General features: G+C 62.3%; 22 protein-coding genes and 1 pseudogene. 10 read left to right on the forward strand and 13 right to left on the reverse strand.

Features of this window, described 5'->3' with window-relative positions; genetic code table 11:
• Window positions 1–276: 276 nt before the first annotated feature.
• The 4 genes from B9A95_RS06180 to B9A95_RS06195 form a co-directional block, all read right to left on the reverse strand.
• A complete protein-coding gene (locus B9A95_RS06180; RefSeq protein ID WP_084046059.1) occupies window positions 277–2,115 on the reverse strand; it encodes an ABC transporter ATP-binding protein in 1,839 nt (612 codons plus the stop codon).
• Entirely contained in the window at window positions 2,112–3,230 is a 1,119-nt protein-coding gene (locus tag B9A95_RS06185) for a quinone oxidoreductase family protein (RefSeq protein ID WP_084046060.1), read from the reverse strand. The genes B9A95_RS06180 and B9A95_RS06185 overlap by 4 nt, the downstream gene beginning before the upstream one ends.
• Window positions 3,227–6,346 carry a lantibiotic dehydratase gene (locus B9A95_RS06190; protein WP_084046061.1) on the reverse strand — a complete coding sequence of 1,040 codons (3,120 nt, stop codon included), beginning with the start codon at window positions 6,344–6,346 and terminating at the stop codon, window positions 3,227–3,229. Before B9A95_RS06190 ends, B9A95_RS06185 begins: the two co-directional genes overlap by 4 nt.
• A gap of 62 nt (window positions 6,347–6,408) precedes the next feature.
• Window positions 6,409–7,557: a metalloprotease gene (locus B9A95_RS06195; protein WP_084046062.1), complete on the reverse strand. Its 1,149-nt coding sequence runs from the start codon at window positions 7,555–7,557 to the stop codon at window positions 6,409–6,411.
• Window positions 7,558–7,681: 124 nt separating this feature from the next.
• Between B9A95_RS06195 and B9A95_RS06200 the strand changes: the two genes are divergently transcribed.
• The 6 genes and pseudogenes from B9A95_RS06200 (at window position 7,682) to B9A95_RS33335 (ending at window position 13,684) form a co-directional block, all read left to right on the forward strand.
• The gene (locus tag B9A95_RS06200; protein ID WP_139806516.1) at window positions 7,682–10,660 is read left to right on the forward strand and encodes an AAA family ATPase; all 2,979 of its coding nucleotides are present in this window, start codon (window positions 7,682–7,684) and stop codon (window positions 10,658–10,660) included.
• An 811-nt stretch (window positions 10,661–11,471) separates the two neighbouring features.
• Window positions 11,472–12,434 (forward strand): annotated as a pseudogene (locus tag B9A95_RS06205) (IS5 family transposase); the annotation flags it as partial.
• A 432-nt stretch (window positions 12,435–12,866) separates the two neighbouring features.
• The gene (locus B9A95_RS33320; protein WP_170928461.1) at window positions 12,867–13,019 is read left to right on the forward strand and encodes a hypothetical protein; all 153 of its coding nucleotides are present in this window, start codon (window positions 12,867–12,869) and stop codon (window positions 13,017–13,019) included.
• Between the two features lie 50 nt (window positions 13,020–13,069).
• Window positions 13,070–13,240, forward strand: coding sequence for a hypothetical protein (locus tag B9A95_RS33325; RefSeq protein WP_170928462.1), 171 nt, complete (start codon window positions 13,070–13,072; stop codon window positions 13,238–13,240).
• Between the two features lie 51 nt (window positions 13,241–13,291).
• Window positions 13,292–13,459 (forward strand): hypothetical protein, encoded by a 168-nt coding sequence (locus tag B9A95_RS33330; RefSeq protein ID WP_170928463.1) that lies wholly within the window; start codon window positions 13,292–13,294, stop codon window positions 13,457–13,459.
• Between the two features lie 51 nt (window positions 13,460–13,510).
• Complete coding sequence (locus B9A95_RS33335; protein WP_170928464.1) at window positions 13,511–13,684, forward strand: hypothetical protein; 174 nt, start codon at window positions 13,511–13,513, stop codon at window positions 13,682–13,684.
• A 72-nt stretch (window positions 13,685–13,756) separates the two neighbouring features.
• Here B9A95_RS33335 and B9A95_RS06215 read toward each other — a convergent pair whose 3' ends face one another.
• The 3 genes from B9A95_RS06215 to B9A95_RS06225 form a co-directional block, all read right to left on the reverse strand.
• Window positions 13,757–14,380 (reverse strand): IS630 family transposase, encoded by a 624-nt coding sequence (locus B9A95_RS06215; RefSeq protein WP_170928465.1) that lies wholly within the window; start codon window positions 14,378–14,380, stop codon window positions 13,757–13,759.
• A complete protein-coding gene (locus B9A95_RS06220; RefSeq protein WP_084046067.1) occupies window positions 14,298–14,747 on the reverse strand; it encodes a winged helix-turn-helix domain-containing protein in 450 nt (149 codons plus the stop codon). The genes B9A95_RS06215 and B9A95_RS06220 overlap by 83 nt, the downstream gene beginning before the upstream one ends.
• Window positions 14,748–14,849: 102 nt before the next feature.
• Window positions 14,850–15,410 (reverse strand): RRXRR domain-containing protein, encoded by a 561-nt coding sequence (locus tag B9A95_RS06225; protein ID WP_084046068.1) that lies wholly within the window; start codon window positions 15,408–15,410, stop codon window positions 14,850–14,852.
• A gap of 104 nt (window positions 15,411–15,514) precedes the next feature.
• Between B9A95_RS06225 and B9A95_RS06230 the strand changes: the two genes are divergently transcribed.
• From B9A95_RS06230 to B9A95_RS06240, 3 genes are all read left to right on the forward strand, one after another.
• Window positions 15,515–16,069 (forward strand): helix-turn-helix domain-containing protein, encoded by a 555-nt coding sequence (locus tag B9A95_RS06230; RefSeq protein ID WP_084046069.1) that lies wholly within the window; start codon window positions 15,515–15,517, stop codon window positions 16,067–16,069.
• A 41-nt stretch (window positions 16,070–16,110) separates the two neighbouring features.
• Window positions 16,111–16,800 carry a transposase gene (locus B9A95_RS06235; protein ID WP_084046070.1) on the forward strand — a complete coding sequence of 230 codons (690 nt, stop codon included), beginning with the start codon at window positions 16,111–16,113 and terminating at the stop codon, window positions 16,798–16,800.
• Window positions 16,801–16,977: 177 nt separating this feature from the next.
• Window positions 16,978–17,346: a hypothetical protein gene (locus B9A95_RS06240; RefSeq protein WP_084046071.1), complete on the forward strand. Its 369-nt coding sequence runs from the start codon at window positions 16,978–16,980 to the stop codon at window positions 17,344–17,346.
• A 136-nt stretch (window positions 17,347–17,482) separates the two neighbouring features.
• Here the strand turns inward: B9A95_RS06240 and B9A95_RS06245 are convergent, their stop codons facing one another.
• Window positions 17,483–18,145, reverse strand: coding sequence for an MOSC domain-containing protein (locus tag B9A95_RS06245; RefSeq protein WP_084046072.1), 663 nt, complete (start codon window positions 18,143–18,145; stop codon window positions 17,483–17,485).
• Between the two features lie 346 nt (window positions 18,146–18,491).
• Between B9A95_RS06245 and B9A95_RS06250 the strand changes: the two genes are divergently transcribed.
• Window positions 18,492–18,701, forward strand: coding sequence for a hypothetical protein (locus tag B9A95_RS06250; protein ID WP_084046073.1), 210 nt, complete (start codon window positions 18,492–18,494; stop codon window positions 18,699–18,701).
• A 248-nt stretch (window positions 18,702–18,949) separates the two neighbouring features.
• Here the strand turns inward: B9A95_RS06250 and B9A95_RS06255 are convergent, their stop codons facing one another.
• The 5 genes from B9A95_RS06255 to B9A95_RS06275 form a co-directional block, all read right to left on the reverse strand.
• On the reverse strand, window positions 18,950–20,206 hold the full coding sequence (locus B9A95_RS06255) for an ABC transporter substrate-binding protein (protein WP_084046074.1): 1,257 nt from the start codon (window positions 20,204–20,206) through the stop codon (window positions 18,950–18,952).
• A 156-nt stretch (window positions 20,207–20,362) separates the two neighbouring features.
• Window positions 20,363–21,250: a carbon-nitrogen hydrolase family protein gene (locus B9A95_RS06260; protein ID WP_084046075.1), complete on the reverse strand. Its 888-nt coding sequence runs from the start codon at window positions 21,248–21,250 to the stop codon at window positions 20,363–20,365.
• Between the two features lie 4 nt (window positions 21,251–21,254).
• A complete protein-coding gene (hisD, locus tag B9A95_RS06265) occupies window positions 21,255–22,523 on the reverse strand; it encodes a histidinol dehydrogenase (protein ID WP_084046076.1) in 1,269 nt (422 codons plus the stop codon).
• A gap of 171 nt (window positions 22,524–22,694) precedes the next feature.
• Window positions 22,695–23,759 (reverse strand): ester cyclase, encoded by a 1,065-nt coding sequence (locus B9A95_RS06270; RefSeq protein ID WP_245808160.1) that lies wholly within the window; start codon window positions 23,757–23,759, stop codon window positions 22,695–22,697.
• The gene (locus B9A95_RS06275) at window positions 23,722–24,831 is read right to left on the reverse strand and encodes a nuclear transport factor 2 family protein (RefSeq protein ID WP_084046078.1); all 1,110 of its coding nucleotides are present in this window, start codon (window positions 24,829–24,831) and stop codon (window positions 23,722–23,724) included. The genes B9A95_RS06270 and B9A95_RS06275 overlap by 38 nt, the downstream gene beginning before the upstream one ends.
• Between the last annotated feature and the right edge of the window lie 2 nt (window positions 24,832–24,833).

The raw sequence follows: 24,833 nt of genomic DNA on the forward strand, positions 1-24,833 counted from the left end.
GGCTCAATCCCTGCTTTTGCAGGATGAAAAAGGACAAAGACGTCTCGTACCCAAACGGCGTTCAGCACGTCGCAAATTTCCGGAAGCAGTGCGGTCCGGTGCAGACTTTCGTTCGCATCCCGGCTGCATGATTTGACAAGCGGTGAATACCATCCTATATTGGAGAGATCAAGGCGGCCTCCGGGTCGCCTTTCTCCTTTTGGTTTCACAGCTGGTAAGAAGAAGGTGACCCAAAGGGCACCTCCTTCTCAATCCAGAGCGGATACGCCCTGGGTATCAAGCGGATGCAGCAGGGGTGTGGGGTTCAGCGGCGGCAAGCGGCGGTAGGAAGCTGGTGGCCTGCGTGGTGTACATCTGGGCGTACTGTCCGCCAAGCGCCATCAGGTCCTCGTGGTCACCCATTTCGGTAACGCGGCCCTGGTCAAGTACGAGAATCTGGTCGGCATGCCGAGCGGTATTCATTCGGTGGGTGATCACCAGTGCCAGGCGGTCATGGCGGCCCTGCTCCAGGCTGTGCAGGATCACAGGTTCGGCGTGAGCATCGAGGGCCGAGGTGGGTTCGTCGAGGACCCACAACCGCGCGGGCTTGTGGTACAGCCGCGCCAGAGCGATGCGCTGCCACTGTCCGCCTGAGAGTTGAACTCCTCCGCTGAAGGTCCGGCCCAACGTGTTGTCGTAGCCTTCGGGCAGACGTTCCACGAATTCCAAGGCTCCGGACAGCGCAGCGGCCTGCTTCAGGCCTTCGGGCGTGGTGGGAAGTCCAGCACCAATATTTTCGGCCGCACTGATGTGGTACTGCCCGAAGTCCTGGAAAATTGCACTGATCTGACGCTGCAGGCTGGCCGTGCTGTAGGCGTGAATGTCACGTCCATTGAAGCGTATGGTGCCGCCAGTAGGTTCGTAGAGCCTTGTGAGGAGCTTGATCAGGGTCGATTTTCCAGCTCCGTTCTCTCCAACGATGGCCAGCACCTGCCCGACCTGGGCGCGGAAACTCACATCGTGCAGCACGGGTTGGTCGGTCAACGGATAGGTAAAGGTCACGCTGTCGAACTCGATGTCACGCAGCGGCTCGGTCCACTCGTCACCTGCCTGTGGATCGCGGTTTTGAAGATCGAGAAAGTCAAAGAAGTGGTGCATATACAGCAGGTTCTCGTGCGACTTGGCGAAGAAGTTGGCCAAGGCGGAGAACTGGGCCTGAATCTGAGCCACACCTCCGGTCAGGAAGGCAAAGTCACCCACTGTGATGGAGTGGTCCAGAACCCGCCGCAAGATCAATAGGGCGGCCGCGCTCGTAAAGAGGGTGGAGAGCACGGCCGTAATGCTGTGGGCCACGGAACGGCCCCGCACAAGCTTGACGAAGGCGGCACGGTACAGGTGGTAGTGCTCCTGCCACCGCCCCATCAAGTGGCTGGCCAACGGAAAGACCCGCAGTTCCTTGGCCGCCTGGTCAGAAGTCATCACGGCAGCCAGATAGTTCTGCGCTCGGGCACTCTCTGTAAAGGCCAGGTCGACTTCCAAGGAAGCCCTGTTGAAGTGGAATGACACCCATCCCAGCGGAATGGCAGCGGCAACGAGCAGCAGGACCACAGTGCCGCCGAGCGACATCAGCATGGCCGTGAGGGTGGTGAGCGTCAGGACGGTCTGAAGCAACGTCAGGGCCTGCACCAGTGCGCTCAGGGGCCGCAGACCCACATCGTTCATGGCCACCCGGATGGCGTTGTGGACTGCTGGGTTCTCAAACTTGGGGATCTCCAGCGCTGTGGTCTTCTCCAGAATCATTGCTGTGCAGTGGCGCTTGAGTGCTTCGGCCAGGACCTCCGTGCAGGCCTGGGAGGCGTGACTGGCGACGGCGCTGGCCGCAAAGACCACGGTCTGTAGGCCCACCAGGACCAGAAAGGTGGGCCAGACGTGTTGGGACAGGCTGCCGGTCAGCACCCCGGCTACGGCGTCGAGCAGCAGTTTGCTCACGTAGAGGGTGGCCACGGGTGAGAGCGCCCGCAGCAGGGTCAGCAGAATGACCGCCACACTCATTGCTCGGTCGGCCCGCCATACCAGGCCCAGCGTACGGCTGTACAGGATCAGGCTCTGGCGGGTCCCCACGGGTGTGCCGCTCACGCGCGCACCTCCCCTGCATAGCGGTACACGACCTTCCCGGTCCGTTCGCGGTCCTCGAAGGTCCGCCGCAGGAAGGCGGCCTCCTGTCCCGGTCCGAAAACCGTATCGACCAGAATTTCCAGCCGCCCGGCCTCGTAATCCGCCAGGGCCCGTTGCAGGTCATCGGTGTGCCCCAAGCAGTTCAGGTGCAGTTCGATGTTGTTCAAGATGCCCAGACTCAGCAGTTCACTGAGGCCAGTGAAGTGCGGCGTGCGGTAGTCGTACGCGTGGGCGACCTGATGCAGGTAGCCGCAGCTCACGTAACGCCCCCCCGGCTTCAAAGCGGGGAGAGCCACCACCGCGTTCAGATCCAGAAAAGGATCGAGAACCGCGTCAAAGCCCCCGATGGCCGTCGCCGCCGCGAGCAGCCGGTCGGCCGTTCCCTCACCGCTCGGCACCAGCCCCCGGGCCCCGAACCGGGTCGCCAACTGCGAAGCGTATGGCGAGGACGAGCAGAGCGTGACCTCAATTCCCCGAGCCCGCAGCGCCCCCAGCACGAACAGTGACGTGTTGGCCGCTGCTGACATGACCAGGGCGTGGTCACCAGGCTGCAACCGGGCCTTGCGCACCATCGAGTAGGCCGTCTGGGCCCCGAGCGAGAAGGCGGCCGCGGTCACGTCATCCATGACATCCGGAACGCGCAGCAGCTTGCGGGCTGGATGCACCTGCTCTTCGAGGGAAGCGTGGTTGGTGATGACCCCGTCGTTCTGCCCCTGCGCGTGATACCGACCAACGTAGGCGTGGTTGCCGAGTACGCGGTCGCCCGGACGCAAACTGGTGACGCCCGCACCCGTGGCGAGGACCTCACCGGCGAACTCGGAGCCGACTGGCCACAGGCACGTCCTGGGATCAGCGCTGTACGCCTGCAGCAGCAGTCCCTGATCGCGGTAGTTGCACGAGAAGGCGTGGACACGCACCAGCACGTCCTGGTCCCCCAGTTGGCTGGCCGTGGGCCGGGCCAGGGGCATCGGCACCAACGCGCACTGCAGGTCGATGTCCTTGATGCGCAGGGGCTGAAGCTGCAGATGAGGCTGGAGTGCCTGGGCCTGTTGGCCGAGAATGGCGATGGTCTTCATGCGTGGGCTCCTTTCCTGGCCGGGGTGGCCGGGAAACGCGGCGCCGAGTTGTCCTGGAAGGCGCGCGGGTCAAGGGTTCTGGGCAGGTGGTGGGCAAAGCCCTGATGGGTCTTGAGCAGCAGGTTCAGCGCGCGGAACTCCTGAAAGCGGTCGAGCTGGGCCCGGTTGGCGTGCATGTGCATAAAGCTGCTCAGCATCAGGGCGGCGCGCTCGGGATCCCTGGTGCGGTCGACCATGGGGTGAAAGGCCGGAACCAGGGGCGCGAGCCGCTCCCGCAACAGGGCCGTACCGGGCAACAGCAATTCCCCATGCGCGGGATACAGCCCGGCGAGATGCTGCCAGACCGCAGCCCGGTGCTGACGGGCGTCCTGACTCAGGACACGCTCAATGTGCTCGGTATCCCCAGGCGTACGGGTAAATTCCTGGCGATACCCGGCACAGGCCATCTCCAGCGCCCAGCGGCGGGTCGGCGCGTCCAGTTGCAGGGCGTCCAGCAGGCCGTCCGCCGTGGCAGCCACAAAAGGCAGACGGGCGTCTCCCGCCGGCATCGCGCCGCCCAGAAGTTCGGCCAGCCAGGCGCTGTCGGCAGCGAAAATACCTTCGCTCACCTGCACTCCGGCGTTGCCACCGTACCGCTCGATCTCACGTTCGTAGCTCGCCAGCTCGACCCGGGTCACGAGTCCTCGCTGCTGCAGCACAGCCGCTTCCCGTAAGAGACGCTGGGCAGTGGCCTCGAAGACCGGACCTGCACCGAACAGGCGCCAGCGCACGTGATGGTCCGGGTCGGCGTAGCGGATGAAGAACCAGGCGTCCGGTTGCGGTGCCAGCGCGCCACATTCCGCAAAGGCCAGCGCCGTGGCCGCCTGCATCGCTGTAATCACGTCGTCCTGCATGATGTGCGGCCCGTACAGCTTCAGGTACACGCCGCCCTGAAAAGGCAGGATCCACCGCAGGCTCTCGTCAGGGCGTTCATCCACCCGGGGTGCCACGTGCGGCAGGGTCACCCCGGCCAGGGGGAAAGTCACGACGTACTGCACAGCGTGGCGTCCGGCTGGCGAGCGGCCTTCAACGCTGTTGTAGTCGCCCAGCGCCTCATCGAGCACCTCGGACTCCTTGCTGACAATCCCGCGCAGCATCTCCTGGCACAGGGGCGCATCAAGGTCCAGCAGCAGCCGGTTGTCACCGCGGCCGGCATACGCGAACCGGGGCAGACCACAGGTCATCCGGTACTGCCCCAGCGCCGTGGCGAAGTCCTCAGCCTCGATCACGGTCCTGGGCAGGCGCCAGCGCGCCGGAGACAGCACCACGCGGCCGTAGGTCACCCGGGGCAGCTGCCCGAGTTCCGCCGCCCCTTCCCAGGACCAGTGCGGCACCTCGGGGGCGTGCATCTCGCTGCACTCCTGAAGGAACCGAACCACATTGGGGGCCAGGGCCGGGTTGAGGACATGCGGCGTTCGGAAGCGCAACTGCACGCCACGGCTCCTGGAACGGAAGTAGAAGCGTCCACCCTGAACACCCACCATCACGTCACTGGGCATGATGTGCCGGTCATGGGGAACGCCCGGGGTACTCGCCACAGCGGTCTGATGCTGGTAGATCGGGGCGTGAATGGCCACGTTGTTGGCGTGACCGCTCCCCTCGGAATACACCAGGTCTGAGACGATCAAGTCGGAGACGGCCTCTTCCTGACGGGCCCGGACGAGCCAGTGGGCGTGAAGCTCCGGATCGACGTGGGTAAACCGCCCAAAGGTGTTGCCGCCGGGGCCGTGGAGGCCTTCGAGCACCAGCCACGCTTCGCCGTCCTCGCGGGGTGCCCGCCGGACGAACGCGTCGATGCTTTCGGGCAGCGGCCTTTCTTCGTCGGGCACCAGCCCCTCTGCCTGCAGGTCCACCGCGCCACTCCCAGCCGCACGGGCCAACACACGGTGGATCAGGGCGTTGCGGTCGTGGGGGGGCGCTGAGACCGTACGGGTTGATGCAGGGTTGGCGTACCCAGCAGGCGCTCCCAGACCATAGTCGGGGTCCAGCAGTTCCAGCAGCGGCACTTCGCGGTTGCCATAGCGTTCCAGAAAGGCGTCAGCAAATTCGGTGAGGTGGGAATGGCTGGGCTGGGGGAGCAGCCGGGTGAGGGCACGCGCGGCCTCCGAAAGGGCCTGCAGATCACCCCTGCCAAAAGTGCCGCTGGCGTCCAGCCGTGTATCCACCTGAACATGTCGCTGCGCCTGACCAGACTCAAACTTCAGCTCGTCCAGCAGGGCCCGCAGCGTCCTCACGCCTTCTCCCACCGCCGTTTCGTTGTATTGGCGGGTCAAATCAAGCAGGGTGGTCATATGGGCCCGCAGGTCCTGCGCCGCCTCCGTGGCGGGCGTGACCTGGGCCACGTACCTGAGTGGGTCGGACTCGGTCATGGGTGGACGCAGCGTGCTGAGCAGGACCTGCTGTTCGGCCAGCTTCAACACGAAGGGACGGATGTAGCTCAGCGGCGCGTCGGAGTATTCCTCCTGGAGCCGGCCCAGGAGTGCCCGCAACTGGACAGGACGGGCGGCAAGCTCCATCACCCGGGCGACCACGGGTGTGGCGCGCAGGGACAGCTGCATGCTGTCACGCCCCTGTCCATAGGTGTCCTGGTAGGGCAGGCGCAACCGTTCCCCCCGCTGGTAGAGCGTGGGGTTGGCATACACGTACAGATCGTCAACCAGGGCGCCGCGCTCCTCAAGCTGTTTCACAAGCTGCCACACCTGCTGAGCATCAACCCGTAGGGTTTTCCGGTGCGCTCCGAGTTCACCCAGGGTGAGCGCGGTGTCCTCCCCGACCGGTAGGGCGCGAACGCCGGCAAAGGCCCCGAAGGGCGTGCAGCGCGTGGTGGCGCGCAGCAGGTAGCGGGTGACGCCGCCCATCAGGCTGCGTAAGCGCTTTTCCGGCCAACCCGGATGGACACCTGCAAGTTCGTCGGCGAGGGTGGGTGAGGCGATCGTCAAGGCTTCCATAAAGCCTTGATGGCTGGCGAGATCGCTCAAGCGCTGGATTTCAGGCCGGGTACCGGCCAGGAAGGTCTGGACCAGTTGGGTCGGAAAGAGCGCTGCGCGGGCCATCACACCAATACGGGGGTCAGTCATCTTGAAATCTCCTTGAAATCGGGCAGGGCAATGGGGACCCAGGGGTACAGCGAAAAAGAGGCTCAGCGGGAGAGCTGCGAGGCGAGACGCTCGAGGACCGTCAGGTCAGTGCTGTTGGCGCGGCTGAGACTGCGTCTCTGAAAGGTTCGTGCAGCTTCAAGGCCGCGGGAGACAGCCCCCAGGGCGGCTTCCCGGTCTCCCCTGGCCATGGCCAGTACCGCCAGGGCCCGGTCGAGGGTGCCGAACGAACGGAGCAGGCCCTGCTCACGCCGGCTCAGGGCCTGGAGTGCCTGGTCGATGGCCTGCGGATCAGGTTCTGGTGCCGCCAGGACAAGCTCCAGCGCAGCACTACGGCGGAAGAAGGTGGGCAGATCGGCAGCGATGTTGACCATGTCCTGGGCCTGGCGCAGGGCTTCAGCCCGGTCTTCTTCACGCACTGCGTGACCATGCAGGGCCATGCCGCGTATATAGCGGTTGAGGTCTCCGGCGGGCTGGCTGTACCGGAGTTGCGCTGCCCAGGCGGGCGAAAGGGTACCGGTACCCGTCAGGGTGATCAGGCTGCCCAGGGCCACTGCTTCCGGCGCCTCCCTGCGGGAACGGAGCAGGGTCAACAGGGCGTCTCCATCGCTGACAGCCATGCCCGGCGTGAAACTGGGCACCAGGTTCATGACGCCGCCGATGGCATTGATGGCACTCAGGGCGAACAGGGGCGCGACCACCGCGGCTGGCCAATGGGGACCAGCGACCCACAGCACTGGATAGGTGACGGCTGCCACGAGGAGGTTGGTCAGGGGACCGGCCAAAAACATCCAGGCCAACCGGTGACGCAGCCCGGTGGGCGGCCCGGGATCGAGCAGCGCCTGCCCTCCACTGGCGCGGTAGGTGCTGAACGTCAGTGCAGGGCGGCGGCCTCGCAACTCGATTTTCAACGGTCCTGCCACCAGTCCAGCAAAACGCATGCCCTGCAGGCGTCCGGCCAGGGCATGCCCCAGCTCATGTAGGACGATGCTGGGCAGGAAAAATACAGCGATCCAGACAAAAGCGGCGTTCGGATTGAATTCCAGACTGTTGAGCGGAAGGTAGAGCGACGAAACGCCGGCGGTGATCAGGCACAGGCGCCAGATGGACAGCGGGAGCGCGAACTGGCGGGCCAGCCTCCGGAGTGAAGAGGGGGTGGACGCCCTGTGTGCGGTGGGGGAACGGTCTGTCATACACAACCTCCGTTGATGTCTGGGGAGACCCTAGAGCGGCCCGGGGGACACTCCGGAGACTGGCGGGGTGTGCAAATGAAGCAAGGCGTGGCGCCCACTTCCGCTAGGCTTGAGCCTCACCCTCATGAACGAACGCGAAGATTGGCTGCTCAACGTACAGGTGCCCCGGGCACTGCGCGCCGAACTCTCCCGCCCACACCTGCTCGAACGGCTCACCCTGGAAGACGATGCCCGGCTGATCGCCCTCCTGGCTCCCTCTGGATATGGAAAAACCACGCTGCTGGGTCAGTACGCTCGCGCCACGCAGCAGAAGGTGGCCTGGCTAACCCTGACCCCGGACATGGCTGATCCCCTGGCCCTCGCTGAAGCCCTGGCTTACAGCATCGGCCGCTCCCTGCCCGGCCTGGCCCTGACCCGCTTCCAGGCGGCCTGTGAAGAACCCACGCAAAGCGAAATCACGGCGCGTGCCCTCGCCCGCGACCTGGCGGCGGCAGACGTGAACCTGCGGCTGATTCTCGACCAGGGACACCACCTCATGCCGGCCAGCAGCCGCTGGTTGGAGACATTTCTGCAGTCCCTGCCTGAAGGTCACCAGGTCCTGATGGGCAGCTATGACGGGGCCCACCTGCGCATTGCCCGGCTGAGCGCTCAAGCCCAGGTGCTGATCCTGGGAGCGCGTGACCTGGCCTTTACCCCCGAGGAGGCCCAGCTTTACCTGCAGGTCCGTGGGGTCACCGAACATGCAGAGGCGCTCAGCGCCGGCCTGGAGGGTTGGCCGGCGGGGCTGGCCCTGACAAGCGGGAACACGGCCCTCTATATCTCGCCCTCTCAGATCATTCAGGAAGCGCTGAGCGCTTTGCCTGACACCCTGCGGGCCACACTGCCTGAGGCGGCAGTGCTCGCGGTCTGGAGTGAGACCCGGGTGCGGGACCTGGGCATCCAATTGCCCTACGGCTGGCTGGAGCAGTTGGTTCAGCATGGGTTGCCGCTCACGCCGCTGGGCCAGGGTTTGTACCGGCCCCACCAGCTGATCGTGGGAGAACTGGAACGGGAGTTGTCCTACCAGGAAGAACGGGCTTCGGAACTCTACGGCCGTGCCGGCAGGCTGGAAGAGCAGTCGGGGAACCTGATCGGAGCTCTCCAGGCCTACCGCCGGGGGGCCAACACGACGGACCTGCTGCGGCTCCTCGAACAGCTCACCTTCAATTTGATTCAGCGGAGTGAATACCACGTCGCGGCCCAGTTACTGCGCGACATCGACTGGCGAGAGCTGCCCCGCCCCCTGCAGGGCCTGGCTGCACTCATTTTGTCGCGTACTGGCCAGGCACGTCAGGCAGAGCCGATATTACGCGCGCTGCGCGCGGCGCAGGTGGACACTATTCCCGAGGTGGCGCTCGCGCTGGCAGACGCCGCCATCCGGCAGGGACAACTTCAAATCGCCCAGACACACGTTGAGGCGGCCCTGGAGAAAACGGTCAGCCCCTGGACCACCCGGTTGCAGTTAATGCAAGCGCATGTCCTCACGGCCTCTGGTCAGGCCCTCAAAGCCCTTGAAGTCACCCAGGTGGCCCTGTCGAAGGCCCAGGACCGCCAGGATCCCCTTGAACTCGCTTCGCTGTACCAGATGGCGGCCCAGTCCGCGCTGCAGGCCTCACGCTTTGATGACGTCCGCCACTGGGCCACGGAGGCGATCCGCTATTTCCATCTGGCTGGAGCACATCAGGCGGTGCTCAGACCCGCATGGGAACTCGCCTACGTGTATGGGCTGACTGGAGAGACGGCCTTAGGAATGGCTGTGTGCGAGGAGGCGCTGCGCTCGGCCCTGGATACCGAAGCGTTTGACGCGCTGATGCTCTCCGAGATGCAAGGCAACTTGAGCTTCTGGGCACGCGATTTTGAAGGAGCGCGCGCGCTCTACGCTCACCTGCGTCAGCAGGCGTTGCAGCGGCAGGAGCCCTATCTGACCCTACGCCTGACGGGCAAGCTGGCGGAGGTGATGTACCGCCTGAATCGCCCTGAGGAAGCGCGGGCATTCATGCGGGCCATACAGGACAACGCCAGGCAGGAGGACTTCACTGCATTTTTCCGGGGTGTCAAGGCATTCTTCGAAGGGGAGGCGGAGGAGGCCCGCCGGCACTTCGCGCTCAGTCTCGAGCAGGACCAGAGCGTGGTGCATCAGTTTCGGGCCCAGGTCCTGCTGTCAGAGGTTCTGGCCCGAAAGGGGGAGTTGGGCCGGGCGGAAACCGGGGCAATCACGGCCGGCATTCAGCGGTTTGGGAGTCTGCATCTCCTGCAGCTGGATGCGGATCTGGTGCCGACCCTCAGTGCAGCGGCGGCAGACCGCGGCTGGGGCCTCGGCATCTTCTCCGGTGTGCCACAAACGACGGCGATGCTGGCGAAGGCTGCCCAGGATCAAATTCCCCTGGAAGTGGAACTTCTGGGACCCCGACTGAACGTCTTGCTGGGAAAGCAGCCGGTGAAAATCCCCCACAGCAAGTCGCGTGAAATCCTGATGCTGCTCGTCGTCCGGGGCCCTTCAACCCGGGAAGAAATTATCGATGCCCTTTGGGATGGAGACGCAGACCAGCGCAACATCGAGTATTTCAAGGTTTCCGTTCGGCGACTGCGCGCCGTTCTCTCGGGCCTCCAACCTCTGTGGTTCAACCCGTTGCCCTTCGAACAAGGCCGCTACGCCGTCGCACCGGAGTTCGCCCTGTCCACCGATCTGCAAAAGCTCAAGGCGGCGCTGAAGGAAGGGGAACCGGAGGGAATGCAGGCGGGCGTCGCGGCGTTCGACGGGCGTGGGCTGAGAGAATTGAGCAGCGAGTGGGGTGAACAACTGGCCAGCGAGGTGCGCGATCTGGTTCTGGAAGCCGCGACCTGGCTGACCGAGCAGGCAGCGAATCAGTCCGAACAGATCTGGGCACAGGAGCGCCTGGTCGACCTCGATCCCCTTGACCATGAGTTGCATCTGCAGCTTATCCGCAAGCTGAAGACGAGCAAAAATGATTCTGGCGCTCGCTTTGCCTATAAGCGATACGCCAGAATGGTTGAAAATGAATATGGTCAATTACCAAGTTTTAAATACGATCAGATCAACTAATCAGGAGTAATTCGATTGATTCAACTGCACTGCGAATCTTTATTGAATCAGATGGTATCATTTTTTCTGACATGGTCTTTAATTCATTGAGTAGAGCTGTATGATTTGTTTTAAGGGAACTATAGTTGATAGGTAATTCTGGACTTCTATTTTCCAGAACACATAAAATCAATTGTAAGTGGTGTTGTATAAGTGCTTCTTTGGCTTTATCAGTGAGCATATGTCTTCTTCCCCGAATTCATTCGGGAGAAGGTATACCACCGGGCACTACAATTGGATTTTTGGGTGGATTGGTCCGCACATCATCTGAGTTATGTAGGGCAGAAGGGGCCGCAACCGGCGGGGCTCCAGGGAGGGTAACGGCCGCTGCCCGAGCCGAGCACGAAAGAACCATCAACAGCACAACGCCAATAACTTTTTTTGGATTCATCATCTTCACCTCTGACCTCACTTTAGTCGAGGCAGAGGGACACCAAAGGGACACTCGCGCGGCACCAGGGACAGAAGAGCTTGGGGCCCCTTCCTCTGCTCTACAGGGGCCCAGACGGGAGCAGTACAGCCGCCGCTCTTTAGGGTCGGTCCCCATTCAGGAGGCGCTCGATCTGCACTGGCGTCCAGCCTGGCTCCCTCTCCATGGCATATGCCCTGAGGACCTTTCCTGACCCAGGAACGCGAGTGAATCTGTGGGAGGTGAAACGACTCCCCTCAGCGCCGATCAGCCTAAGAGCCTATCGGGAAGATATTGGTCTACTGAGAGGCAGTGACGACGCAACCGCACCAAGATCAATGACCAGAACGGGAGGTATCGGGCGAGCGTTGGGTCCGTCTGGCACCTGTGCTGGTGATCAACAAACCCAGGAAAAAGAGTGGGCGTCCCGCGTGGGACGCCCTCCCGATCTTCAGTGGGCTGATTTGGCTGGCCCGAACCGGCCGTCAGTGGCGCCAGTTGGCCCGCTGGTACGGTCCGCAATCGACTGTCCACGAGCGGTTCTGCGCCTGGGTGGAGCACGATTGCTTCCGCACGGCGTGGGCGATGGTACCCGAAGAGTACGACCAGGAACTCGGCACCCTGTGGGAATGGCAAACCGCCGACGGGAGCATGCTCAAGGCCCCGTTGGGAAAAGGCGCTGGTGCGCCCGAAGCCACGGGCCGCCAGCCCACCGACCGAGGAAGGGCTGGGTGTAAACGCACCCTGCTCACCGACGCCAAAGGTATTCCGCTCTCGGTCGTGCTGTGTGGTGCCAATCAACATGACAGCACGGTGCTCAGCGGGGCCCCCGATGCTGTCGTCGTTGCTGCTCCTGTAGAGCAGGAACAGCGCCGTCTCCTGCTGGACCGTGGGTACGACACGCCTGCGTGTCGTCAACTGGCCATGGATCAAGGTCTGGTCGCGCACATCCCCAAGACATCGGCGGCCGCTCAGCCCATTCCTGCTCCTGGTGATCCACAACGGCACCCACCTCGGCGGTCGGTGGTTGAGGTGGGTCACAGTTGGTTCAACCGTTTCCGTCGCCTCCAGACGCGCTGGGAGAAGCGGCAAGACCTCCATCCCGGCTTTGTCGAGTTGGCCGCTTGCCTCATCATCTGGCGCAAACTCGTCCCCGTTGCTCGTCTCAAAACATCTTCCGGATGGGCTCTAAAACGCGTGTCCCTGTACTGTCCCTTACGGCTGGGCAAGATGATTGGCATGAACACCGAAGGAGGTGACAGATACAAACATTATGACGGAAGTGCAGCTTATAGAGCTGACGAGCTGTTCCTTCCTCAAGAATAGAAACAACATTTTCTCTTATTGACAACATTCCGACAGGGTGTCATTTATACACCTCCATTTTCGCCCTCGCAAAAAGGATCACAAGGTCCCAGGAGATACCATGCAGGCTTTCAATCTCAACTCCCTCGACATTCGCCAGTCTCAGTTGAATCCTTCCCTGCAGGTCATTGCACCGCCAATTCATCCTACCACCCTGCCCACTCTTCCTATTACCAGCCCTATCATTTATCCGCCGTACCCTTACCCTCGTCCGACTCTCCCTCTCACCCTCTAGGGGGAACGGATGATTAGGTTGGTCATCCACGCTCAAGAGCAGCCAAGCAGAGGGGACCGGACTCCCCTACCTTGGTTGCTGCCTTCCCCGCCCTACAACCCTGAACCGCAACCACAAGTTCCTTTGTATTGCTGAAGTGACTTTTTCTGGAGAGACATATGAACAATTTTGACCTGGCCACCCTTGACCTCCGGACCCAGCAAGTCAATGCTGATTCGGGCACGTCCACCGACAGCATCATCTTCCTGCCCCTCTCGGTCAGCATCTCGGTCTTCCTGACCCTGCGCGGCACCAGCAAGAACTGCTTCTAAACAGTATAGCGACTGTCCTTCTTTTGCCTCTCACTCTTTAAGGAGTCACCATGAACCACTTTGATCTGAACACCCTCGATGTCCGCACCCAGAACCTCAACGCCGCCGGCACGGTGACTGCCGACTCCACTCCTCTGGTTGCATCGGCGGTCCTGGCCACAATCGCTTCTGTTGGAGCCGTGTACTCGGTCGTCACTGGTACCAGCAAGCGTTGCCCCTAAATCACGTGCCTGTGTCCCTCGTTATCCACCTCGATCATCCTTGGAGCATCCATGAGCCACTTTGATTTGCACACCCTCGATGTCCGTACCCAGAACGTCAACACCTCCGGCCCGGTTGCGCCAGATTCCACCCCGGCGATCTCCATTATCGCCTCGACCATTGAGGCTGCGAGCGTGGTGTACTCCATTATCACCGGAACCAGCAAGCGCTGCTGGTAAAACTCAACTCAGGCCTTTCATCACTTCACTCATTTTCACATAGGAGTATCCATGAGCCACTTTGATCTGAACACCCTCGATGTCCGTACCCAGAACGTCAACACCTCCGGCCCGGTCACGCCAGATTCCACTCCTACGCCCTCGATCATCCTATGGACAGCGACAGGTGGGGCCGCAAGCGTTGTGTATTCGGTCATCACTGGAACCAGCAAGCGCTGCTGGTAAATCAAATAGCGGAAAAGACCCTAGAATTCAACTCTAGGGTCTTTTCTTAATTTCATGTTATACGGATTCCGATTAATTTGTTATGCAAGGCCACCAATGGAAGAAGGTGAGAGAACGGATTCTCTCCCTCTGCTGTTCCAACCGACGACACTGCTCCGCAAGCAACACGGTCAGGTCTTCCAGGGTTTCGAAGTGACGATTCTTCAAGGGAGCATCGGTGAGGGACCAAAGGCGTTCGGCGGGTTGCAACTCTGGGGAGTAGGGCGGCAAGAAGACGAGCTCGATGCCCGGTGGGCACTTTAACTGCGGGGTGGCATGCCACCCCGCACCATCCAAGACCAAGATGATCTCCCGGGTCTTTCCAGCCTGTGTGTCGAGGGCAAAGCGATCGAGCACAGCCTGGAAGGCCGCCGTATTGACCGTCGGCAACAACCAGTACTGGCTCTCTCCCGTCTGAGGACAGACGAACGCACTGACATAGAGCCATTCATACCGGTGTTGGACACGCACGGTCGGTGCTTTGCCTCGCTCGGACCATTGTTTGCCGACGAGGGGTTTCAATCCCACACGGTGTTCATCCATGCACCAGACTTCTACCGCTCGTCCAGTTGCTTCAGTACGCGCCGTAGCTGCTTGGACCACGGCTGGGAGGATTTTTTTGGAACGCTTCCTGAGTGACCTGGTTGGCCTCGACATGTCGAGGCCGAGGGACCTGGAGGCTATATCCCACCGCATCCAAAAACGCATAACAGCGGCTCAGATGCACGTCCTTCTCCAATTCCTGCTTTACCCAGGACTGCACTCGTGCACCATTCCAGACACCGCCGGCGGCGGTGTCTGCACGAATCGTCCGCGCCAGGAGGAGCACTTCGGCGTCGCTGAGCAGGGTCGGTGCACCACTGTTCTGGTGTCGCTGATCTTTGAGCCCCGCCAGACCATGTTGGTGGTACGCGTCGATGATTTTGTCTGCACCTTGATACGAGTAGCCCGTGAGCTTCAGGGCTTCAGCAGCGCTTTTCCCTTCTGCCAGGAACGCGAGGAGGTGACTGCGTCGTCGTTCCACCGCGCAGCTACTCCGGCCGTAGATGCCCCAGAAGTCTTCGGCCGTGTGTTGGAAAGTAACCGTTCTGATCTCATTATTATAACTGATTATTCGGAATCCGTATTACTCAGCACCCCGCTGCTGAACAGGGTGCCTTTCTGGTAGGCCTCGCCCTGGCTTTATGGGTTTCTGCGTGTCAAACGACACCAGTTCCATGGAGAAGGCGTCCAGGGGCGTGAAGCGGTCCAGTCTCTTCGCCCAGGACCCGGTGGTGAGGACGCGGCGCATCAGGGACGGAGGAAGCCAGCCCTCTGGTTTGGTACGGTTCAGGAACTCGGCGGGACGGTGACGGAGTGTGCGACTCCGGCGAGAAGCGCGCAGGGCACGTCGAGCGATCAAGCTCTGCTTGACCGCCGGTCCTCTATGAATGAGTTCAGGGCCCCAGATGCACTGTTTCCCGGTCTTTCCGCCGAGGACCAGGGGCATCCCGGCCGCAAGACGACCGGGACCGAGCTTCAAGGTCAGGGGTTGAGGCTGCTTGCCCGTTTCCGCTTTCGGGCTGATGAAGGGAAAGCGCCTGAAGACGGCTGCTTTTCCGCCTTCGAGCATCTTCCTGGCCCGTTTTGGGGTGCAGGGCATCCGGGGCGTGCGGTCCGAGTTAAGGACGAACACTCCGTTGGCCATCACTTTCCTTGGGTACGCGTCAGCGGCATGTAACGTTCGCCCAGAGGGGCATGTTCAGGTTCGTCGTTCTAGTGGGTCACTTGCTTTGGGTATAGGCTTTTAGGGTGCCGCGTGTCCAGAAAAACCCTTTACGAACCCTGACCGAAGAGGAACGCGCGACCTTGGAGCGATTGAGCCGTTCGCATCACACCGCAGCGATTGTCGTCGGCCGGGCGAAGACGATTCTCGCGGTGTCGACCGGCATGGCCTATACCGAAGCGGCTCGGTTGTGCGGACGACGATCCGGTGAGGGGGTCGCGCGTCTGGTCTCCCGCTTCAATCAACACGGGTTAAAAGCACTCGAAACACGTCCAGGTGGACGTCCTCCCGTCGTCTACGGTTCCGCTGAGCGGAACCGTATCTTAGAGACAGCGCGTCGTACCCCCGATCGGGAGCAAGACGGCACGGCGACCTGGTCTCTGGTGACCCTGCAAAAGGTGCTGCGTCGTGAACCCGGATTTGAACGCTTGAGCACCTTCACCATCTTGGGAGTCTTACACGAAGCCGGGTTGACCTGGCAGCGGGACCGAACCTGGTGCGAAACAGGAAAGGCTAAACGTCAACGCAAAACCGGCGTGGTCATTGTCCACGATCCAGATACCGAGGCCAAAAAAAACTGATCGAACGCGCATACCTTGAAGGGGAACAAGGTGGCCTGGCGGTGTGGGTCGAAGACGAAGCCGGACCCTACCAGGCCATTTTCCAGCCTGGGAGCGCCTGGCAACCTGCAGGACAACCGACGCGTCTCCCACACGAGGATGTCCGCGCAGGGACGGCGAAGTTGCTGACCCTCTTTCATCCTGCCAGCGGTCAGGTCCGTGTTCGTGGAGTGACCAGCTGTACGAATGCGGTGCTTCACCCTTGGCTGCAACAGACCCTCTCTGAAGTGCTCCAACGCCTGCCGGTGGCAACGGTGTTGCCACCGGCAGACAACCGTGCGGTGTGGGAAAGGTGGCAAGAAGGACTGAGCGTCAAATTCACGCTGCTCGACACCTTGCCTCCTCTTCGAATGTTATTGGTACTCGACAATCTCGTCGGACATAAGACACCAGACTTGGTCTGCTGGTTGATGCGGCATGGCATCATGCCGCTGTACACGCCCGTCGCAGGCAGTTGGCTCAACATGGCCGAGTCCATTCAGCGCATCCTGGTTCGTCGAGCATTGGCCGGTCAATCGCCGACCAGCCCGGCACAAATCATCCAATGGCTGGAAGCCACTGCTCGAGGATGCAATGCACATCCCACTCCGTTCGTTTGGGGTGGAAAAAGAAGGGCTCGCCGTCAGCGAGCCTATGCCAGGCGACACCCCCTGGGAGGCTCCAGAGCGACGACCCTTCAGGTCGGCCAGTGAATGCCTACACCCATGCCAAGTGACCCACTAGCACGTCAACGTCCTGGTCTTGGCTGTGGTGTGGCGAGGTGTAGCTGTGCCCGTGCTCTTTGAGCCGCTGCCCACGGGGGCAGGAGTAATCAGCACGTCCGCCAAATCCTGCTCGGCAACGCCCTTACCTTCCTGTCAGCTCAGCAGGTGGAGGTACTGATCGCCGACCGGGAGTTCATTGGCCACGATTGGCTTACCCACCTGCTCATCTGTAGCGTCCCCTGCTGCATCCGTCTGCGCAACAACACCGTCATAGATGACCTACCCGCCGTGCAGTGGTGGCCGAACCGGGGAGTCGATGAACGGGGTTTGATCTCCCACGAAGCCGAAGTCCATGGCGTGCCGCTTCAGGTGGCTGCCACCGTGGGGCAGGACAGTGAGCGGGTGATCGTGGCAGGCAACGCGCCAGCAGTCTCGCTGCTGGCGCTGTACCGCAAGCGATGGAAAACCGCGTGGCTGTTTCGTCACCTGAAATCCAAAGGGTTCAGGTTGGAGAACACACATGGTCTTACATGATCATCTGGAACGACTGCCGTGCCCGGTGCCCCTGGCCTGCGTGTGGAGCGTGGTCTTTGGATTGGAGGAGCCCAGGGTTGAGGTAAATGTCTTCCAAGACGTGGAGAAGCAGGACGAAGGGAGCGCTACGGGGTACTTACTGCTTGAGTCTGTGCCGAATCTCTGCCTTGAGGCCCTCAGGTAGCCCCTCAATTTTCAGATACTCTACAAGCCGCTCTGGAGCTTGCATCCAGGTCCGGAAAGCGTCCGCGATGGTCACGCCATGCCCCGGCCGTTCCACCACCTTCAGTTCATCACCGGCACACACGTTACCTGGAGTTATTACCCGCAGGTAGGCCCCTGTTCGGCACTCCGCAGCGAAGCGCTTCACCCAACGGGGCTCACCCATCTTCGACTGGAAGGTCGCGCACGGAATACGTCCGAAGGTGGTCTGCAGTACCAACGTATCGCCAATGCGCCACGTTTCACCGACTTCGGCGCCGTTTACGTCGACCCCCAATGTGGTCAGGTTCTCGCCGAAGGTGCCCCCAGGGAGCTCACGCCCAAGCTCGTTTTCCCACCAGTCGTAGTCTTCACGTGCATACGCGTATACTGCCTGGTCATCTCCACCATGGTTCATGGTGTCGAAGATCCGGTCCCCAATCAGCCCACTCGCCCGCTCAGGTGACAAACCCTTAGGACCAGGCGCGCGTACGGCTACGGCATGCGTGACTGGCTGTTTACGAATACCGGTAATGCCAACGCTCTTTGCGCCGTTGTGCTCCGGTACCGCAAGATTGACCTGCAGCACACGGCTCATAAAAACCCCCTGGTCTTGAAAAAGAGCGCTGAGTTGAGGCCAAGGTTTAAGACAGTGACGGCAGGACTGGCGTTCAGGGCAGCTGCACTGGGTGCCCGTCCGACAACATGGGTGCCGTTGAGCATGCGCAGTTGTTGCGGATGAATGGCCCTACGCGGATTCATTTCCGTAGCAGACTCGACTTGCGCTCCTTTCTCAAGCGCTTTATGGCTGATCTCGACGTGCACTCCAAGACCCCGACGCAGTCGCCTGGTTTTGCGCTCCCTCGTCTACGCGAGCTTGCCTTGCAATGGCTGGTCATCCTCAGGGTTGTCCTGGTCGGATTGATGGTAGGCGCCGAGTTCTCATGCTGGAGATCACGTCCGAGAGCACGACGTGGGACGAGGCGGCGAGTGGCCGCATCAGCGCCCAGATCATCGAGGCCGGGACCTGGCAGGAGCATCCGGCCACTTGGCCCGAAGTGGTTCAGGGCCTCGCCCCCACCTTTCAGCAGAGACCCAGCCGCATGACGGACAGGCTGGATCAGGACATTCAGGACTGGGCCGACCAGAAGTGAGCGCCCGAGGAGTTGAACTGATGCCCTGCCTTCCCCCCTCTCCCCCTTCCTGTTGATCTGTCTGGGCATCAACAGGGAGGGAGCCGGCAGGCCCACGACCCATGCCCGCGGATACGGAGCCACTGTCCAGAAGCATCGCCAGCCTGAAGCGCGGGGATACCGAGAGGAATCTCAACCAGGACAGGTTTCCGTTCTCTCATCGTCTCTGGTCAAGCTGTGAGGCAGAGCGGCAGAGCGGGACATTCTGTTTACCAGCCGCGGCCCTTGATTCGGGCGAGGTCAGTGGAAAGCCTGGCGACGGCAGCCTGTCCGTTTGACTGCCCATTCAGCACACTACTGACCGCAGTGCTGAACGCCTGTGAAACCTGGTTGTACTTACCCTTGGTCGGGCCGGAGGGACGGGCCACAGCGCTGGTGAAGACGTTGTACAGACTGCCGAAGAAGGGGTTGGCCTTGAGTACGGCCTGATCCTTGTACAGGCTCTGGATGGTGGGATTGTAAGCCCCTTCTATGGCCCGAATCTTCTGCTCCTGCGGACCGGTCAGATAGCGGATCAAATCGATCGCCATGGCCTGATTCTTGGAATAGCCGTTTACTCCCAGGTTCCAGCCGCCCAGAGCAGCGGCAGGCTTACCGCTGGGCCCCGCGGGCAGGGCAGCGACGCCGATCTTGCCCTTCACCTTGGAGGCCTGGTCCTGGCCGAGGGCGTAGGCGTACGGCCAATTGCGCATAAAGGCCGCGTTGCCCGCCTGGAAGTCGCCGCGCGCCTCCTCCTCACTGTAAGTGGCGATGCCTGCGGGGCTGATGGACCGCACCCAGCTGGCAGCGGTATCGAGCGCTTCAGCCGCCCTGGGGTTGTTGACGGTCACTTTGCCAGTAGTGTCCACGATGGTGCCGCCACCAAAGGAGACGATCCATTCCAGGGCATCGCAGGTCAGACCCTCATAGTTCTTGCCCTGGAAGACGAAACCCACGAACGTCTTGTTGGTCTTTTGCTCGCCGTCCTGGATCTTCTTGGCCATCAGGGCCAGTTCGGCCCAAGTCTTGGGTGCGCCAGAGAAACCGTATTTCTTCAGCAGGTCAGTGCGGTAGTACAGCAGCCCCGCGTCGGTGTACCAGGGGATGGCGACCAGCTTGCCGTTCACCACGTTCGCGTCCAAAATGCCTTTGAAGTGCTGATTCAACTCGGATTCGGGGACCTTGCCCTTCAGGTCTACGAGTTGCCCGGAGAGCAGGCCCGGCCAGATGATGTCGAGCAGGTACACATCGATGTCACTGCTCCTTGCGGCCAGCTGCTGTTGAATGATGCCGAGGTGGTCATTGCTGCTGTTGGGGCTTTCAAAGAACTTGACGGTGTTGCCCGTCTTCTTGGCCCAACGGTTCACCCCAGCCTTGCACAGGTCGTAAGCGGTGCCCGCCCCGCAATCGATGGTCACAGTGGCCGCCCCGGCGTGAGCGGCGGCGAGAGCGGAAGTCAGGCTCAGGGCAATGATCAGTTTCTTCATGGTTTCCTCCTGGGAAGTGGGGCTGGACGGGCGTGGAGTGGATAAACGGGCGCGCCGTGGTCTAGGGCCATCGGGGAAGAGAAACGGAGCCGTGACCACCGAGAAGGATCGACAGACCGCAATGGGCTGCTTGCGTTGGGTATGGGGCATGGAGCTTCACGGTTCCGGCCCCATCGCCGGGCTTCGCTCGTCCACATGGGGGGCCCAGCGCCTGGGATCAATCTGGCCGCCGTACAGCGGCAGCGCCAGCGGCACGTCTCCTGGCGTGAATTGCGCCCAAGGCCGGGTCAGGCCGGCGGTGCCGTAGCGGCGTACACGCGGCACATGCTCCAGGTCAAGCACGTCCGTCAGAACGGTGGCCTCGGTGCCACTCTGTACCCGCACCAGGCCCTCCGGATCGACGATCAGGCTCTGTCCCGTCCCCACCGGCCCGGCTGTGTTCACGCTGACGACAAAAACCTGATTCACGATGGCGTTCGCGCGGGCCAGCACCACTTCTTGGGCGCGGTCGCAAGTGGTCGTCCTAACGAGGTTGACGACGACCTCCGCGCCCATCCAAGCCAGATGGCGGCTGACTTCCGGGAACCAGGCGTCGTAACAGATGTTCAGTCCGATGCGTCCTACGTCCGGCAGGTCGAAGACCACAAACTGGTCGCCTGGGTCGAACGGCTCATACGGCCGCCAGGGCAAGACCTTACGGTACGAAGCGGCGAGGCGGCCCTCTGGCGACAGCACGACCGCCGTGTTGTAGAGCCTGCCCTCCGGCCCAACTTCGCAGACACTCCCGGGCAGCAGCCACACGCCGAGGTCGCCCGCCAACTCGGCCAGGGCCTGGACGCGGGGGCCGTCCAATCCCTCGGCCTGCGCTCGGTAGTCTTCCGCTGATGACGCCTGGCCGTGCAGGTGGAGTTCAGGGTAGATGATCAGGCGTGACTGCGCGAACGTCCGCGCCACCTGCTGTACATCCTCGGCAAAGGCGAGCAGCGGTTGACCATACGGGTGCGGTAACGCCTGCACCGCCACCAATGGCAGGACCCGTGCCACAGGGTTACCGCACCCGCAGGCGCATGGAATCGGCGTGGCCGACCATGCCCTCGGTGTCCGCCATGGTGATGAAGGGGGGAGCGACCGTGTGATTCGCCGCGTCGCTGACCCGCTGCCACGTCACGGTCTTGATGAACTTGCCCACCCACAGACCGCCGGTGTAGCGCGCCGCTCGCCCAGTCGGCAGCACATGATTGGTCCCGATACCTTTATCACCGTAGGCCACCGTCGCGTTGCGACCCAGGAACAGCGATCCATAGTTGCTCAGCCGGGCCAGGAACCAGTCAGGATCCTGCGTCTGCACCTCCAGGTGCTCGGAGGCAACCTGATCCGACACCCGGAGCATCTCCTCGTCGGACTCCACCAGGATGATTTCTCCGTAATCACGCCAGGACGCCCCAGCAGCGTCCGCGGTGGGCAGCGCGGCCAGCTGACGGTCTATTTCCTGCGTGACGGCCTGGGCCAGAGCGCGTGAGGTGGTGATCAGCACAGACTGAGAATTGGTTCCGTGCTCCGCCTGGGCGAGCAGGTCAGCAGCCACGAATTCAGGATCAGCGGAGTCGTCCGCGAGGATGCAGATCTCGGTTGGGCCGGCGAGCAAATCAATGCCGACCACGCCAAACAGCTGACGTTTGGCTTCTGCCACATAGGCGTTGCCCGCACCGACAATCATGTCCACCGCCTCCAGGGGCGGCGCACCCTCCAGGCCAAAGGCCATCGCCGCCAAGGCCTGCGCCCCGCCGATCGCGTAGATCTCGTCGGCCCCACTGTGCACCATGCCGTACAACTGTAGAGGATTGACTTTGCCGGTCCCCCGCTGAAGGGGCGCGCACGCCACGATACGGCCCACGCCCGCCACCTTGGGAACACCCACGGTCATGACCGCCGATGCCAGAATGGGATAGCGCCCTCCGGGGATGTACGCGCCCACCGCCTGAACGGGAATCTGCTTTTGCCCGATCACCACGCCGGGCAGGGTTTCCTCTTCAAAGTCGGTCAATGTGCGGCGCTGGGCTTCCGCGAAGTGCTTGACCTGCGCGATGCTGAAATCGATGGCCTGGGTGACCTGCTCGTCCAGCGTTGCCAGTTGCGACCGGATATCGGCTTCCGAGAGCCGGAATTCGGCGGGTGCGGCGCCGTCGAATTTCTCGCTGTAGCGCCGCACTGCGTCCACTCCCTCGCGCTCAACGTCGGCAATGATGCGCGAGACGGTGTCCTGAATCTCCTGGTTCACGGCGGCGGGTTGAGGTGGAGCCTTCTTGATGTATTCCATGCCATCTCCTTCGAGAAAGAAAAATGTCGCGGGACTGTTGTGAATTTCGGTTGCACAGTGATGAGAGAACTGGACACCCAACGGGAAAGGAGAAGGGAAAACGCTGATGAGCAGGAGTGGAGGCACTGAAGCGGCCGCGGAGGAGCCGGAACAGATGGTTCGGAATCTGTATCAGGGGGTGTCAGGCCGACACAACTGCTTGAGCAGCGCAAATTCGTTCCACACCATGTCTTCGCGCACCACCTGGCCGCCCTGAATGTCGAAGTGACTGATGCCGAGAACATGTACGCGCCGCTGTGTGGGGGAACCGTACACACCGGCCCCGGTGTGGGTCCCCCGAAAGGTCCAGCGCACAGCGACCTTGAACCCCTGAGCGCCTTGTTCGGTCCAGGCGACGTGTTCCACCTGCACCGCGCCGTCGGGAAATGCGGCAAGCCACTGCAGGACGTACGCGGTCAGCGCCTGGGGGCCGTCCAGCCGCCGGTGACCGGGCACCCAGATGACGGCGGTCGGCGCGTAGACCCGATGGACGACATTCAACATCCGGGCATTCCAGATCAGGCCGTAAATCAATTCCGGCAACTCGGCCGGGTTCTGGGGACCTCCGTCCGGCTCGGGAAGGGCATGGTCCCAGGTGGCGCGGCTGGGCCCCTCCCCAAAATAGGTGGGGGCTGGCTGTCCAGACCGGTCGGCTTCGGCCTGCACCATGGCGCGGGCCAGTGCCCATTCGTCCAGGCCGAGTTGGCGCACAAGGGCGAGTTCGTCCTGAACGCTCCACACCTCGTGGACCCGCCCCGCACGCACGGTGTACTGGGTGATCTCGCGCCGATGGACGCGGTGACCCGTGGGCGGGCCGTAGGTGCCGTGTCCATGGTGGTGGGCACTTGAGGTGACGCGGTGGGACAGGAGCACGCCGTCCAGTTCACGGTTCCAGATCACCTCATCGCCGTAGAGGCGCAGGTCCGGAAAAGCAGCCAGCCTCTGCACCGTGGCCTCCACGACCTCACCGCGCCCGCACTGCTCAGCACCAGTCTGATGAACCCGCACATTGCGGTCGTAGTGGGCGTAGATCAGGCCAATGGCCTTGTCATCCCAGATGCGGTGAGCGCAGCGCACCACGGCCTCCACAGCGGCATCCAGGGCGTCACCCACGGGCGCTGAGCGGGTGGTGGGTGCGCCCAGGCAGCTGCCCTCTGGCTCAGGGTCTGAGTTCGCTGGGGGTGGGCTCACCGTCACCGCGTCCTCCTGGCTGGCCATACAGTTGCTTAAGCAGAGCGAATTCGTCGAAGATGGTCCATTCCTGCACGACCTTCCCACCTGACAGCGTGTGGTGGCTCATGCCAATCAGGAAGATGCGGCGGCCAGTGGGCGCGCCGTAGGGTCCGTAGCCGTCGTGGGTGCCCTGCAGGGTAAAGCGGGTGGCCACCCGGTATCCACGGTCTACGCCGCCGACAACGCACTGGTGATCCACCGTCAGGGCCAGGTCGGGAAAGCAGGCCAGCAGGGTGATCACAAAGTTCTCGTAATCGCCATACCCGTAGAGTTTCCGGGAGTCCGGCACGAACGCCACGTGTCCCGGTGCGTAGTGCTCGCGGACCATATTGACGAGCCGGGCGTTCCACAAGTTGAGCAGCACCGCACGGATAAAGCCCTGGGGGTCATCGTTGGCTGCGGGCACGGTCAGGAACTCCGGGGCCTGCTGCCCAGTCGGGAGACGGTCGATCTCGCCGTGGGTGTGCGGCGTGGCCGGCAACACCGCCCGCTTCGCCAGGACCACCGGGTCATACCCCATGCAGCGCAGCTCCGTGACGCCGTCGTGCGCCAGCCACTCTTCCACGATGCGGTTTTCACGGATCAGGCAGTCCGCGATGCCCCAGCGGGCGATCTTGCGTCCAGTCGGCGGGCCATGCTCGGTGTAGCCGCTGTGGGTGCCGATGTCGTAGACGCGGTGCGAGGAATAGAAGCCCTTGCGCTCGTCGCCACCCCAGATCACGTCGTCGGCGTAGGCGCGCAGGTCGCCCCACATGGCTTGGTTTTGGAGGGTGTTGCGCACCATCGCTTCGCGCCCGTACAGGATCCCGCCCGACGTGTGCACGAGCACGTTATGGGCGTAGTGGGTGTAGATCAGGCCGATGGCCTTTTCCTCCCAGATCTTGTGGGTGCAGCGCACGATGTAGTCGACGATGTCGGTGTAGTCGGCGTCAAAACCTGCCAGGGGCTGGCGGCGGCCCGTGTCAGCGGCCTGAACAAACTCGGAATAATCGGGCCTGGTGGCAAAGTCAAACGCGGGGAGAGGTGTGCGGACCATGG

The sequence above is a fragment of the Deinococcus hopiensis KR-140 genome (assembly GCF_900176165.1).
GTDB classification, from domain to species: domain Bacteria; phylum Deinococcota; class Deinococci; order Deinococcales; family Deinococcaceae; genus Deinococcus; species Deinococcus hopiensis.

Bases quoted from the DNA above. Each gene is read 5' to 3' on its own strand.
- B9A95_RS06225 (WP_084046068.1), bottom strand. From the start codon at position 15,410: ATGGCCAACGGAGTGTTCGTCCTTAACTCGGACCGCACGCCCCGGATG.
- B9A95_RS06245 (WP_084046072.1), bottom strand. From the start codon at position 18,145: ATGAGCCGTGTGCTGCAGGTCAATCTTGCGGTACCGGAGCACAACGGC.
- B9A95_RS33325 (WP_170928462.1), top strand. From the start codon at position 13,070: ATGAACCACTTTGATCTGAACACCCTCGATGTCCGCACCCAGAACCTC.
- B9A95_RS06195 (WP_084046062.1), bottom strand. From the start codon at position 7,557: ATGACAGACCGTTCCCCCACCGCACACAGGGCGTCCACCCCCTCTTCA.
- B9A95_RS06275 (WP_084046078.1), bottom strand. From the start codon at position 24,831: ATGGTCCGCACACCTCTCCCCGCGTTTGACTTTGCCACCAGGCCCGAT.
- B9A95_RS33335 (WP_170928464.1), top strand. From the start codon at position 13,511: ATGAGCCACTTTGATCTGAACACCCTCGATGTCCGTACCCAGAACGTC.
- B9A95_RS06190 (WP_084046061.1), bottom strand. From the start codon at position 6,346: ATGACTGACCCCCGTATTGGTGTGATGGCCCGCGCAGCGCTCTTTCCG.
- hisD (WP_084046076.1), bottom strand. From the start codon at position 22,523: ATGGAATACATCAAGAAGGCTCCACCTCAACCCGCCGCCGTGAACCAG.
- B9A95_RS06255 (WP_084046074.1), bottom strand. From the start codon at position 20,206: ATGAAGAAACTGATCATTGCCCTGAGCCTGACTTCCGCTCTCGCCGCC.
- B9A95_RS06250 (WP_084046073.1), top strand. From the start codon at position 18,492: ATGCTGGAGATCACGTCCGAGAGCACGACGTGGGACGAGGCGGCGAGT.
- B9A95_RS06200 (WP_139806516.1), top strand. From the start codon at position 7,682: ATGAACGAACGCGAAGATTGGCTGCTCAACGTACAGGTGCCCCGGGCA.
- B9A95_RS33330 (WP_170928463.1), top strand. From the start codon at position 13,292: ATGAGCCACTTTGATTTGCACACCCTCGATGTCCGTACCCAGAACGTC.
- B9A95_RS06215 (WP_170928465.1), bottom strand. From the start codon at position 14,380: ATGTCGAGGCCAACCAGGTCACTCAGGAAGCGTTCCAAAAAAATCCTC.
- B9A95_RS06185 (WP_084046060.1), bottom strand. From the start codon at position 3,230: ATGAAGACCATCGCCATTCTCGGCCAACAGGCCCAGGCACTCCAGCCT.
- B9A95_RS33320 (WP_170928461.1), top strand. From the start codon at position 12,867: ATGAACAATTTTGACCTGGCCACCCTTGACCTCCGGACCCAGCAAGTC.